The following is a 13,037-nucleotide window of genomic DNA, read 5'->3' on the forward strand; positions in this document are numbered from 1 at the left end:
GGTATGAAAAATGTGGAGTCAGCTAAGAGAGTCTTAGTATTATTCCTTGGATTTATAGGACTAACCATGCAGACCTTGGTGTATGCCTGGTTTTGGTTTAAAACATATTATCCAATTGTATCTGCAACTCGTGTGAGTCAGGATGGATACGTTCTTGGTAACGGACTTAAGTTGTATTTCAGAGGTCATTTGTTGATACTTGGAATCTATTTTATACTTCTTTTGTTCTTTTCTAACACCTATGGAGGGCTTAAAATAGGCTATCTCAAGCCTATGGATGTGTTCTTTTCACAGATTTTTGCTCTTTTCATGGTGAATTTCATTTCTTATTTTCAGCTTTCACTTTTGAGAAACTGGCTTGTGAGGGTTACACCTATGGTGATGATCTTCATAATTCAGCTAATCATTTCGTTTTTGTGGGCATATACCACGAACTGGCTCTACATGAGGATATTTAAGCCTAGAAGACTCCTTCTTGTAAGCGGCAAATACCCGGTTGATGATATTACCCACAAGTTTAATTCAAGGAAAGATAAATATCATATTGTAAGATCAATGAATATTTCAGAGGGCATTGAGAAGATTTACGAGGAATGCCTTGGTGATTATGACGGCGTTATTATCTGGGATGTTCCAAGTGAGTATAGGAATGGCCTTGTAAAATATTGTTATGGTAGAAACATAAGGATTTATGTTATGCCTAAGATCACAGATGTGCTATTAAAGGGCTCAACACAGTTGCACCTGTTTGACACACCTGTTCTGCTCTTAAGAGAATATGCTATAAAGATTGAGCAGAGAGCTATAAAGAGACTTATAGATATCGTACTGTCTCTTTTGCTGATAGTTTTATCATCACCTGTCATGCTGATAACAGCTATTATCATCAAGCTCTATGATGGTGGCCCTGTACTGTACAAACAGGTGAGGTGTACTCAGAACAGGCGTGAGTTTAAGATCATGAAGTTCAGGAGTATGAGGGTTGATGCGGAAAAGGATGGAGTAGCAAGACTTGCGTCCAAGAATGATTCACGTATCACACCTATCGGTAAGTTCATTCGTGCATGTAGGATTGATGAGCTTCCACAGCTCTTTAACATATTGGTTGGAGATATGGCATTTATAGGCCCAAGGCCTGAAAGACCTGAGATTATTGCTCAGTATCTTGAAGAAATGCCGGAATTTGCCTTCAGAATGAAGGTTAAGGCCGGACTTGCCGGATATGCGCAGGTTTACGGCAAATATAACACCACACCATATGACAAGCTCAAGCTTGATCTGACTTATATAGAGAATTATTCAGTATGGCTTGATATAAAGCTTATGCTGTTAACAGTAAAGATCCTGTTTACGCCAGATAGCACAGAGGGTGTTGATGAGAACCAGATTACAGCCCAGAAAAAAGGGTAATAGCTGGCCTTTGGGAGAAGTGTATGGAAAGAGGAAGTAAGGGACATTTAGATGAGAGTTTAAATCTAAGGAGCTTTTATCTTAGATTACTTAGGAAGATTTGGATCATTCCGGTTGCAGCGCTTGTTGGCGCACTTTTGGCAGCAGGGCTGTATACTCTTGTGACTGTGACTTTTGGACCAGCCAAGACCTACAAAGCTGTGGCCAGGCTTTACATAAGCTTTGCCTATGACGAGAATAAGGGAACCCTGGTTGATTATTATAATGCTTACACCTGGGATAAAGAGCTTTTGCCAACAGATGATATTTTAAATCCTATAATTTCTGAGCTTGAAAATGATCAGATTTTTGTAGTAGGGGACGATGGTGCATCTTCCACCTATGGCGATGCAAAAGTTATTACCAGAGATGAACTTTTGGATGCAATCACTGCTGATATTCCTTCAGATGTAAGGGTTATGAGGCTGACTGTAGAATGCCAGGATAAGGAAATGGCAGATTTAATACTAAAAGCTTCAGTTAATTCCATGGAAAGCTTTGGAGATAACAATAAAGCCTTTGATTCTATAAAGCTTCTTGGCATTGAGAATGCCAAGCTTGTGACCTATTCTGACAGAAGCGTAGTTGCAGCAGTATCTGGCGCTGTAGTTGGAATTGTGGCTACAGTTCTTTTTCTTATGCTTCTGGCTGCTTTAGATGATGCAATCTATGTTCCAGAGGATGCGGAAAAGAGATATTCAATAAATGTTCTTGGATGTTTATGCGATAAACCTGTGGATTTCTTTAAAAATGAACTTGTGGCAGCCACAGGCAAGGCTGTAGAGGGTATGTCTGAAGTTACAGTTATTTCTACAGATAGTCTGTCAGATGATAAAAAATCTTTGGCTGATCTTGCTTCTTTTGTGGAAATCATTGCAGGAACAGAGGCTTCTAGTAATGTAAAATATACAGCTATGGCTGTCCCAGGTACAGTTCTTGATAATTACAGGAAAATAGGGACCTGCGACGGCGTTATTTTGTGCGTGCCTTACGGGGTAAGGAAGGGCGCAATGACAGAACATGTAATTGCTCAGCTCAAAAAACATGAATGTCCTATCATTGGTATATTGATGGTTCGTGTGGATAGTAAATTTATAAAAAGATATTACGGTCTCAGATAATGGGGAAAAATATGGATAAAAAAAGACTCCAGATGCTGGTGTCAGCTGTTAACAAGAAGGCTCTGGATTTGCCGGGCATAATGAATATTGAATCAGATGCCATAATTGTGGACCAGCTAATTGGTGATGCAGGAAAAGAGTTTGAGAGCGAGCCAAGTGACCAGGAAGAGATCATAAAAGGCAATACTATCAGGATACTTCGCAGATGTGAAAAAGGTGTAGGACTATCTAGAAACACAGGCCTTTTTAATGCGGAATCTGAGATAATCCAGTTTGCAGATGATGATATCATCTATGATGATGGCTATAGTCAGAGAATTCTGGAGGAGTTTGATGCTCATCCGGAAGCAGATATTCTTTTGTTTAATGTTAAAGCTCAGGCTGGAAGAGAAACTTATTGGAATAAGGATTATGCAAGGATTTCCTGGATGAATTACGGAAGATATCCAGCCTATGCTATTTGTGCCAGAAGAGATAAGCTGATACAGGCTGGGATCAAGTATTCCCTTTTATTTGGTGGCGGGGCACCATATATGAATGGAGAAGACAGTCTCTTTTTGCATGATTGCCTAAAGGCAGGACTTTCAATTTACAGAACCACAGCAGTTCTTGGGCACGAACAACAAAATGAGTCCACCTGGTTTAAGGGTTATACTGAGAAATTCTTTTTTGACAGAGGCGTTTTGTATCATTTCCTCTATGGGAAAATGGCTTTTGTATGGGGCTTTAGATTTTTGCTAAAAAATAGAGCAGAAATGTGCAGTGAATACGGATTGTTTAAGAGCTACAGAATACTGTTGTCTGGAGTAAGGCACGGAAGGACGATAAAAACGCAGTGACAGTTTATTTATCACTTACTGTAGTAGTGCTTTTGACAGCACTACTTATCAGAAAAACTGAACTAAAGAGCGAGCATAGTGCACTGATCTACAGGGGCATGAGTAGACAAAAGATGGTTAATATAATTTGCTGTCTTATTATATTTGTGCTGCTGTTTTCAGTTTCAGCTTTAAGACTTAATGTGGGTAATGACTATTTGAATTATGTTGAGTTTATGCATCTTGCCTACAGCAGAGCTTATGTTCCAACAGAGATTGGATTTAATGCGCTTGCTTGTATTGTTTATTATCTGTGTGGATTTGAGAATTACCTTCTTATCTTTGCTATATTTGCTTTTGCTACTATTTTCTTTTTTATGAAGGGAATGCTTGATCAAAGCAGATGGTTTACTTTGAGTTTTGCCATGTTTATGCTACTTGGCTACTATTTCCAGTCTCTTAGCACGGTCAGATATTATCTTGCTCTGTCCATGGCATTTTTTTCCATAAAATATGTTATAAACAAGGATTGGCCTAGATTTGTGCTGATAATCCTGATAGGAAGTTTATTCCACAAATCACTACTTGTGGTTCTGCTCTTATATGTGATTGCCCAGATAAAGTGGAACAGATTTATGTATGTGGCGCTGTTTATCCTTGGATGCTCATGCTTTGTACTAAGTGATTTTTATCTGAAGATTGTAGTGCAGCTCTATCCATCCTACAAAGACACAGTTTATCTCGAGGGCGGAACAAGCATTGTAAATATTTTAAGATGCCTTGCGGTATTAGGACTTACTTTGTGGCTTTATAGGGATGTGGTAATGGAGAGCAGAACTTACAGGTTCTATCATATATGCAATGTACTATCAATTGCTCTTTATGTGTTTGGATCTTTTTTGCCAATAATATCAAGGATAGGATATTATCTTACAGTTACACATATCTTGTTTGTGCCTGCATTATTAAAGAGTATCAAGGATGACAGGAAAAGAAAAATTGCAATAGCATGTGTTATCATGGCCTGCATTCTATATTTTGGACTATATATGAGGGGAGCTTCAGCTGACGGCGTCAGGATTTTACCATATCAAACGTTCTTGTTCCATGACCTGCCACTGACACTTTCTGAAAGAGGCTACTATTAAGGGAGTATAAAGATATGAAGAAACCATTTTTTACAATTATCATAGTGTCATATAATCCCGGGGAGAAGCTATTTGAAACTATTAGAAGTGTAGAAAAGCAGAACTTTACTGACTATAGGATTCTGATAAAGGACGGAATGTCAACTGATGGATCCATTGATAAATTAAAAATAGCATACGATATCGGAATTGCCGGCGAAGATGAAGGAAAAGTCATAACTCTTTTAGAGAGCTGTGATAATGGCATTTACCACGGTATGAATATTGCTACGGCTTTTCTTGAAGGCAAGATCAAGGAAAAGAGAGCTATGAGAGAGGAACTCGATGATCCTCAGGAGGTCAAGCTTTTAAAAGCTGGTGAGGAACCTTCATATGTCTTTTTCCTGAACTGTGGCGACAGGTTCTATGATGAGAATGTCTTAAGAACTGTGCATGATGAGATAGAAAAGAGAATTCACAGGAATGGTACTACGCTTCCTGCAATCTATTATGGCGATATATTTGATGCTCAGACAGGGCATATTGTAGCTTCAAATCCTACAATAAATGATTACGCGTGTTATAGAAATGTGCCTTCACATCAAGCTTGTTTTTATGATGAGAGACTGATCTACAATAATCCATTTGATCTGAAATATAAGGTAAGGGCTGATTATGAGCAGTTCCTTAGGTGCTACTACAAGGATAAGGCAGAAACTCATTATATAAAGACTCTTATTTCAAGCTATGAGGGCGGAGGGTTCTCAGATCAGAATAAGAAGCTTTCTGAAGAGGAGCGAAGTGAGATAATCAAACATTATCTAACCAGGTCTCAGATACGGAAGTATGATTTCCTTAGGGTTGTTACTTTGTCTGGATTTAGAACATTCTTAGCGAATAATAGAATAACGTCAGGTTTATATAACGCCATCAAAACAGCAGTATATAAGGCAAAGGGTGGCAAGGAGGATTGATATTGAAGGTTCTTTGGTTATGTAATATTATGCTTCCAGCTTATGCCAGAGCTCATGATCTTAATTTTTCCGTAAGAGAAGGCTGGCTGTCTGGCTGCTTTAACAGAATAACAAAGGCAGGAGAGTCAGAGAGAGAGGTTTTGCTTGGTGTATGCTTTCCTGCTTGTGGAGAGATTGCCTCATCTAGTGAAGTTATAGATGGGGTTACTTACTACGGCTTTGAAGAGGATTTAAATCACCCGGAGAACTATGATGAAGCTTTGGAAAATCGATTTGCCCAGATTCTGGAAGATTTTAAGCCGGATATAGTGCATATCTTTGGAACTGAGTTTCCACATGCGCTTGCAATGCTTAAATCTTTTGATGATTCCAAGAAAGTACTTTTGGGGATACAAGGATTATGCGGAAGAATTGCTGATGAATATATGGCCATGCTTCCTGAATCAGTTCAGAGATCGGCTACATTTAGAGACAGGCTCAAAGAGGACTCTCTTTTGCAGCAGCAGGAAAAGTACAGAATAAGAGGCGAGAGGGAAAAGGAGACAATTCTTCTGGCTGGAAATATCACAGGCAGAACTGAGTTTGACAGGAAAGAGACTAGTGCAATAAATCCGAACGCCAGATATTTCGCCATGAATGAGACAATGAGGCCTGCTTTTTATGAAGGCAAGTGGCAGGAGAAGAATGCAATTCCACATAGTATCTTTTTGTCTCAGGGAGATTATCCTCTCAAGGGCTTTCATTTTATGTTGGAGGCTATGCCTAAGATTTTGGAAAAGTATCCTGATGCACATTTGTATGTGGCTGGCAATAATATCATAGGCAAGGGACAGAGTAAATATCCTTATTTTCTGAGGGCAAGTGCCTATGGCAAGTATTTAAGAGGCCTTATATCTTCAGGGAAACTCAAAAAGAAGGTAACTATGGTGGGAATGCTTAGCGAGCAGGAAATGAAGGAAAAGATGCTGCAGAGTAGTATTTTTGTATGTCCATCTATTCTTGAAAATTCCCCCAATTCACTGGCGGAAGCAATGCTCCTTGGAATGCCAATTGTGGCTGCAAGAGTTGGTGGTATTCCCAGCATGATACAGAACAACAAGGAATGTACCTTTTTTGAAGGCGGAAATAGCGATCAGCTTGCTGATGCCATAATTCAGATGTGGGATGAACCTGTGATTTCTGCAGTTTACGGAGATAATGCCAGAAAGCATGCGCTTATTTCCCATGATCCTGACGCTAATTATCAGAAGCTCATGCAAATATATAGAGAAATAGTTGATCATAAAGGATGAAACCAGTGGAAAGACAGATAGTTGTTACTTTTGTCTCTAACTACATAAATCATCATCAGCTTCCTTTTTGCCTTGCTATGAACGACATGGAAAATGTGGAATTTCATTTTGTCCAGACAAGCCCTATGGAGCAGAAGAGGCTGGAAATGGGCTGGGGAGTTGATACAAAAGATTACCCTTTTGTAACACTGTTCTATGAGGAAGAAGAAAAGGCCAGAGAATTGATTCTTGATAGTGATGTTACAATTTTGGGATGGTCTGATGGGGTAATTGCTGATATTGAAAAGACAAGGCTTTCTTCCGGTAAGCTTACCTTTAGAGTAAGCGAGCGTATCTATAGGGAGGGACAATGGAAGTTTATAAGTCCCAAGGGGCTTATGCGCAAGTATCAGGAGCACATAAAATATAGGAAAAAACCGGTATATCTTTTGTGTGCAGGAGCTTATGTGGCTTCTGACTTTGAGCTGATAAACAGCTACCCTGGGAAAAAGTATAAGTGGGGCTATTTTCCGCAAAGGCAGGCAGAGAGCTCTTTTACCAAATCTGAGATCATAGGGCCATTAGACACTATAAATATCTGCTGGGCTGGAAGACTGATAGATCTAAAGCACCCGGAATTTGCAATAGAGGCGGCAAGAAGGCTAAGGGACAAAAATTACTCTTTTCACATGGACATAATTGGAGATGGAGATAAGAGAGAAGAGCTTAGTGGCCTTATAGACAGATATGCTCTTGGCGGTCTAGTTTCTTTAAGAGGTGCCATGAAGCCAGTTGAAGTGGTAAGTTACATGGAAAAGGCAGATGTATTTCTCTTTACGAGTAATTATCTCGAGGGCTGGGGAGCAGTAGTGAATGAGGCTATGCAGAGCGGCTGCGCAGTAGTTGCTTCTTTCGAAGCAGGAGCTGTGCCATTTCTGATTATGGATGAGATAAATGGTCTTACCTACAATAGCGGCAGTTTTGAGCGCTTTTTTGACAAGGTATTGTATTTATTTGAAAATAGAGATAAAATTCGAGAGTTTGGTAATAGGGCAAAAGATACTATTTGCTCAAGATGGAATGCAGAAAGCGGAGCCAGGGAGTTTGTGAGGTTTGCAAGAGAGTACCTTGATGGGAAAGAGCCGCAGCCAAGCCCTGAGGGACCTATGAGTATAGCACCCATATTGACACCTCCTGGATTTTTCAGAACTCTGCAGGAAAAGAATAGATTGGAATAAGCTTTATGAGAATGATTGACAAGATTTTTGAAGTGGAATTTAAGTTTGGAAAGGTGAAGCTAAAGTGTTTTGATATACTGTGCGCCATGGTGCTTACAGCTATGGGGCTTCTTTTTCGCTTCTCTTTGTATGATATTAAGTCTGGCGATTATGTAACAGCCTTTGCCGACTGGATGAGAGAGTGCCACGAGGCTGGAGGATTTGCCTATCTCGGAATTCAGCCCGGCGTGACAGCTGCCAGTACATTTGACTATAACTGTATGTTTCAGTATTTGATAGTGATACTTCATTACATTGGCGGACATGTTGAGGATATGTATCTGGTAAAGAGTTTATCAGTATTATTTGACTTTGTATGTGCAGTGAATCTGGCCCGCATTACTTTCCAGGTAACAGGCGGAAATATGCAAAAGACAATGCTTTCTTATTATGGAGTTCTTTTCCTGCCTACAGTCGTATTAAATAGTGCTGCCTGGGCTCAGAATGATTCGATTTATACTGCCTTTATACTGCTTGCTCTTTTGCATATAATAAGAGGCAATGATTTCAGGGCATTTATGTACCTTGCTATTTCATACAGTTTCAAGCAGCAGGCAATCTTCTTTATGCCTTTCATAATAATCATGTGGCTAAAGAATAGGATAAAGATCAGATATATCCTTGCTATACCAGTTTTTCACGTACTTGCGATGATTCCTGCAGCTATTGCTGGCAGAAGCTGGGGAGATCTTCTTGGAATATATGGCAATCAGGTTTCTATGTTCTCAAGACTTACTATGAATTACCCTAGCATTTACACTATTATCACTTCTGATCTTAAGAAGGGAACAAGGCAGCTTGTAATAAGAGCTGGAGTGTTGGCCACAGTTATTATTTTTGGAATGTTGGCTTCATATATTTATCACAAGAAGTTTAAGATTACGGATAAATTTATAATCACACTTGTTATTTTTACTGCAGAACTTTGCTGCTTCTGCTTGCCTGTAATGCATGAGAGATATGGCTATATGCCAGAAATGCTGGCTGTTGTTTATGCACTTTATAGCTATAAGAGGCTTCCAATCTGTGCATTTTTGCAGGTGATATCCATGATCACATATACAAGATATTTATTTGGCTCTACAGTTACAATGTTATGGCCATTGACGGTAGCTATGCTTGTTATTATTCTTACAGTTGGCTATGACCTGTATCAGCAGATGCAGATTTCGGAGGAAGCAGATGCCTGACTTTAAGGACAAGATTTCAGTAATAGTGCCGGCTTATAACATAGAAGACCTTTTGCCCAAGTGCGTGGAGTCTCTAGTTGCGCAGGATTATCCGGCAGATCTTTTTGAAATTATTGTTGTAGATGATGGCTCAACTGATGAAACTGGAAAAGTGGCTGATGATCTGGCTGGGCGCTATGGAAACGTAAAGGTATTTCACAAGAAAAACGGTGGATCCAGTAGTGCCAGAAATCTTGGCATCAGCAGAGCAACAGGTGATTATATTGGTTTCGTGGATAGCGATGACTTTGTTGATGAGCACATGTACAGCACTATGATGAAGGCAAGCCTTGAATATGATGCAGATATGGTGCAGATTTCAAGAAATGAGATTGCAGAGGATGGAAGTTTCCTTCCAGATGTTGTTATCCCTCCTTCTGAGATTACCACGATTACTCCATCTGAGCATCTTAGGACGCTGCTCATGCATATAGGAGATGCATCTTTTTGCACCAAACTTGTAAAAAGAGAATTCTTCGGAAAAGATATGCTTTTTCCTGAGGGAGAGCTTAACGAAGACTTTTATCTGATGATCCATATGCTGGAGAAGGTTAATAAAGTCGTGATTCTTCCGCAGCAGTATTATCATGTGTTTTATAGAACTGGCAGTAATTCTCGCAAAAAGGCTGAGGATAAGGATTATTTCCCATCAGTATTTACAGATATAGTAAGAAATAGCGATGTTGTACTTGAACTGGTAAAAAGAAATCATCCTGAGCTTACTGATATAGCACTTAGGTTTGGATTTGTCCAGAGACTGGACTACCTTCTTCATATACCGATTTCCAAAATGACAAAAGACAATTCTTTTTACAGAGCTGTTGTCAGATTTATCAGAGGAAATCTAGGGGAGATATTTGCAAATGATTATCTTACTGGCAAGCAGAAGGCATATCTTATGATCCTTGCAGTAAACCCAAGGGGAATCAGAATGCTTCACGCCAGAATTCGCGGCTTATAGAGGGTTTATAAATGAAACGAATAGGTATAATATTGATTTTCGTGTTTTCTATAATAGTAAATGTTTACTTTGGCTTTCAAAAAGCCGGATTTCACGAAGATGAGTATTATACCTATTTTTCTTCTAATAGAACAATGGGGCTTTACCAGCCAGACAGACAGTGGCAGGATAGGCAGACTATTCTCGATGAATTTGTTGTAAAACCAGGTGAGGGATTCAGGTTTGGGCTGGTACGGCTGGTTCAGTCATGGGATGTTCATCCACCTTTTTACTACTATATATTTCATACGGCTTGTTCTATTGTTCCTGGTGTTTTTACAAAATGGACCGGAATCATAACAAATCTTTTGGCTTTTGCCCTTTGTTTCTGGATTTTATATCTGATCCTTGAAAGACTTAGGGTTTCAGTTGGGATGCAAGCTGCAGCTCTTTTGTTTTATGGAGTAAATCCTCAGATTATATCTTGTAATATGCTGATCAGGATGTATGCCTGGTTATCACTTTTTGTTGCTCTGTGCGCTTATCTTCATGTGAGAATGGTGCAGGAGGAAGAAAAAGAGAATTCAGAGAGAAAATTCTTTATTGGACATATGCTTCCAATAATGATTGTTTCATATTTCGGATTTCTGACACAGTATTTTTACCTGTTTTTCTTTGTGGCTATAGGCGTTTCCTATAGCGCTTATGTTGTATTCTGGAAAAAGAATCTAAAAAGAGGAATACTATATGTCTCTTCCTGCGCTGTTTCTCTTTTGCTGGCGGTAATTAGTTATCCGGCAAGCGTGCGTCACCTCTTTGGAGGCTATAGAGGAAGTGAAGCGGCGGGAAGTATCTTTGATCTGGGAAACACATTTATGAGACTATCTTTCTTTACAGATCTTCTCAATGACTTTGTTTTTGGCGGATTCTTTTACCTGATAGTGATCTTGTTACTGGTGATGGTTATTGCGTCTTATATTTCTAAAAAAGTGATACAGAAAAGTGATGGAAGCAGACAGATCAGCCAAAAAGATTCTTTCGGGCCGGAATATATCATTCTTACCCTTGGGACGATAGGATATTTTCTTCTTACAGCTAAAGCAGCTCTTTTGGTTGGAAGTGCTTCGAACAGATATGAGATGCCAGCGTATGGATTGATCATAATTATAGTGTTTGCATCTTTTAACCTTGTTTTTAATTTAAAGACAGACACTAAAAATATCAGAAAAATCAGGAGCTATACAATAACAATTGTTTTTGCTGCGGTGGTTTTCTTATTGATCAAAGGAATAAATATCAACGATAGAGTACTGTTCCTATATAGGGAAGATACAGAAAAAATAGAATACGCTACTCAAAATAGTGAAGGTGTTGCGGTAGTTATGTTTAATCCTGCTACTCCGCATAATGTATGGAGACTTACTGATGAACTTCTAGAGTACAGGAAAGTGTTCTATATGGATGAGGAAAATCTTGACAAACTGACTGAACCAGAAATCGTAGATGCAACAAGGATCACTTTATATGTAGCAGATGATGATTATCAGGAAGAAGCGATTAACAATCTTATGGACAGCGTAGAGCTTACTAACATTAGTCAGTTATTTTCTGAGGATATGTGGAAAACTTATGAGATATATTGACCTTTTGTGGAAAAAGATATTGTGAGGAAGAATAGTTTTGCTTATTGATTTGTTTTTTACCTTTTTTAAAATTGGCCTTTTTACCTTTGGCGGTGGATATGCCATGATATCCCTCATTCAGGATGCTTGTGTTGAGAGGAAAAAGTGGATAACTGACGAAGAGATGATGGATATTACAGTGATAGCTGAATCAACACCAGGTCCTGTTGCTATCAACTGTGCTACCTATGTTGGATATAAAAAGAGTGGGCTAAAAGGTGCAATTGCGGCTACTATTGGAGTTGTACTGCCATCCTTTGTCATCATCTATCTTATATCATTGTTTCTTGACAGTTTTCTGGAAATTACTTGGATAGCCAGCGCTTTTAAAGGAATAAAGATAGCTGTTGGAGTGTTGATACTTGATGCAGCACTTAAGCTCATCAGAAAAATGCAAAAAAAACCTTTTCAGGTAGTGGTGCTCATTACAGCATTTATTATAATGATGGTTGTTAACCTTTTTGCCGTTAAGATTTCATCCATAACACTAATGCTGATTGCTGGTGCGTGCGGGCTTTTAGTATATGCCCTTGCGAAAATTAAAAAGAAGGGAGATTGTGCCAGATGATTTACATTGACCTTTTTCTTGGATTTTTAAAGGTAGGCCTTTTTTCTTTTGGTGGAGCCTATGCAGCGATACCACTTATCAGGGATGTGGTACTTTATTATGGTTGGATAGATGATGAAAAGCTCTCTTACATGATAGCAGTCAGTGAGAGTACCCCAGGGCCTCTTATGGTCAATATGGCAACTTATATAGGAAGTACCATGGCAGGTTTGCCTGGAGCGGTGATAGCAACTTTTACAGTTGTTCTTCCTGCGTTTATCATTATCGTTTTGGTACTGGTTGTTATGAAAAACTTAATGGGTAACCCTTACGTTCAGGCGGTTTTAAACGGATTAAAGCCTTGCATTATGGGAATCATCCTGGCTATGGGAGTTAATATGATCCTTCAGAGCACGGTTATATCAGGTACAGCGGAGAGCTTATCATTAAATGGTGATACTAGGGCTATACTATTGTGCTTTATATTTGTAATTGTGTACTTCGGATCAAGGAAAGTTGTAAAGAAAGGTATTTCTGCCATTACACTTATTGGCTTATCAGCCATTGCAGGAATTATCGCTTACGGAGTATGAGAAGTGTTG

General features: G+C 39.1%; 12 protein-coding genes. All 12 read left to right on the forward strand.

Annotation, left to right across the window (positions count from 1 at the left end):
* The first annotated feature begins 3 nt into the window (after positions 1 to 3).
* The 12 genes from BLO53_RS07845 to BLO53_RS07900 are packed head-to-tail and all read left to right on the forward strand — an operon-like array spanning position 4 to position 13,028.
* Complete coding sequence (locus BLO53_RS07845; RefSeq protein ID WP_026489036.1) at positions 4 to 1,410, forward strand: exopolysaccharide biosynthesis polyprenyl glycosylphosphotransferase; 1,407 nt, start codon at positions 4 to 6, stop codon at positions 1,408 to 1,410.
* Between the two features lie 23 nt (positions 1,411 to 1,433).
* Positions 1,434 to 2,570 (forward strand): hypothetical protein, encoded by a 1,137-nt coding sequence (locus BLO53_RS07850; protein ID WP_092060290.1) that lies wholly within the window; start codon positions 1,434 to 1,436, stop codon positions 2,568 to 2,570.
* A gap of 11 nt (positions 2,571 to 2,581) precedes the next feature.
* A complete protein-coding gene (locus BLO53_RS07855; RefSeq protein WP_242875339.1) occupies positions 2,582 to 3,409 on the forward strand; it encodes a glycosyltransferase in 828 nt (275 codons plus the stop codon).
* On the forward strand, positions 3,406 to 4,536 hold the full coding sequence (locus BLO53_RS07860; RefSeq protein ID WP_092060294.1) for an EpsG family protein: 1,131 nt from the start codon (positions 3,406 to 3,408) through the stop codon (positions 4,534 to 4,536). The genes BLO53_RS07855 and BLO53_RS07860 overlap by 4 nt, the downstream gene beginning before the upstream one ends.
* Before the next feature lie 14 nt (positions 4,537 to 4,550).
* Complete coding sequence (locus BLO53_RS07865) at positions 4,551 to 5,489, forward strand: glycosyltransferase (protein WP_092060296.1); 939 nt, start codon at positions 4,551 to 4,553, stop codon at positions 5,487 to 5,489.
* Positions 5,490 to 5,491: 2 nt separating this feature from the next.
* Complete coding sequence (locus tag BLO53_RS07870; RefSeq protein ID WP_092060298.1) at positions 5,492 to 6,781, forward strand: glycosyltransferase family 4 protein; 1,290 nt, start codon at positions 5,492 to 5,494, stop codon at positions 6,779 to 6,781.
* A 5-nt stretch (positions 6,782 to 6,786) separates the two neighbouring features.
* Complete coding sequence (locus tag BLO53_RS07875) at positions 6,787 to 7,998, forward strand: glycosyltransferase family 4 protein (RefSeq protein ID WP_242875340.1); 1,212 nt, start codon at positions 6,787 to 6,789, stop codon at positions 7,996 to 7,998.
* A 5-nt stretch (positions 7,999 to 8,003) separates the two neighbouring features.
* On the forward strand, positions 8,004 to 9,227 hold the full coding sequence (locus BLO53_RS07880; protein ID WP_092060300.1) for a hypothetical protein: 1,224 nt from the start codon (positions 8,004 to 8,006) through the stop codon (positions 9,225 to 9,227).
* Positions 9,220 to 10,227: a glycosyltransferase family 2 protein gene (locus BLO53_RS07885; protein WP_092060302.1), complete on the forward strand. Its 1,008-nt coding sequence runs from the start codon at positions 9,220 to 9,222 to the stop codon at positions 10,225 to 10,227. The genes BLO53_RS07880 and BLO53_RS07885 overlap by 8 nt, the downstream gene beginning before the upstream one ends.
* Before the next feature lie 11 nt (positions 10,228 to 10,238).
* Positions 10,239 to 11,849 carry a hypothetical protein gene (locus tag BLO53_RS07890; RefSeq protein ID WP_092060304.1) on the forward strand — a complete coding sequence of 537 codons (1,611 nt, stop codon included), beginning with the start codon at positions 10,239 to 10,241 and terminating at the stop codon, positions 11,847 to 11,849.
* A gap of 37 nt (positions 11,850 to 11,886) precedes the next feature.
* The gene (locus BLO53_RS07895; RefSeq protein WP_330388843.1) at positions 11,887 to 12,456 is read left to right on the forward strand and encodes a chromate transporter; all 570 of its coding nucleotides are present in this window, start codon (positions 11,887 to 11,889) and stop codon (positions 12,454 to 12,456) included.
* The gene (locus BLO53_RS07900) at positions 12,453 to 13,028 is read left to right on the forward strand and encodes a chromate transporter (protein ID WP_092060308.1); all 576 of its coding nucleotides are present in this window, start codon (positions 12,453 to 12,455) and stop codon (positions 13,026 to 13,028) included. The genes BLO53_RS07895 and BLO53_RS07900 overlap by 4 nt, the downstream gene beginning before the upstream one ends.
* The last annotated feature ends 9 nt before the right edge of the window (positions 13,029 to 13,037 follow it).

The organism is Butyrivibrio sp. INlla14, assembly GCF_900102515.1.
Classification (GTDB): domain Bacteria; phylum Bacillota; class Clostridia; order Lachnospirales; family Lachnospiraceae; genus Butyrivibrio.

What these genes read in the sequence shown, in the direction of transcription:
- BLO53_RS07845 (WP_026489036.1), top strand. Translation starts at nt 4, where the DNA reads ATGAAAAATGTGGAGTCAGCTAAGAGAGTCTTAGTATTATTCCTTGGA.
- BLO53_RS07850 (WP_092060290.1), top strand. Translation starts at nt 1,434, where the DNA reads ATGGAAAGAGGAAGTAAGGGACATTTAGATGAGAGTTTAAATCTAAGG.
- BLO53_RS07855 (WP_242875339.1), top strand. Translation starts at nt 2,582, where the DNA reads ATGGATAAAAAAAGACTCCAGATGCTGGTGTCAGCTGTTAACAAGAAG.
- BLO53_RS07865 (WP_092060296.1), top strand. Translation starts at nt 4,551, where the DNA reads ATGAAGAAACCATTTTTTACAATTATCATAGTGTCATATAATCCCGGG.
- BLO53_RS07880 (WP_092060300.1), top strand. Translation starts at nt 8,004, where the DNA reads ATGAGAATGATTGACAAGATTTTTGAAGTGGAATTTAAGTTTGGAAAG.
- BLO53_RS07885 (WP_092060302.1), top strand. Translation starts at nt 9,220, where the DNA reads ATGCCTGACTTTAAGGACAAGATTTCAGTAATAGTGCCGGCTTATAAC.
- BLO53_RS07890 (WP_092060304.1), top strand. Translation starts at nt 10,239, where the DNA reads ATGAAACGAATAGGTATAATATTGATTTTCGTGTTTTCTATAATAGTA.
- BLO53_RS07900 (WP_092060308.1), top strand. Translation starts at nt 12,453, where the DNA reads ATGATTTACATTGACCTTTTTCTTGGATTTTTAAAGGTAGGCCTTTTT.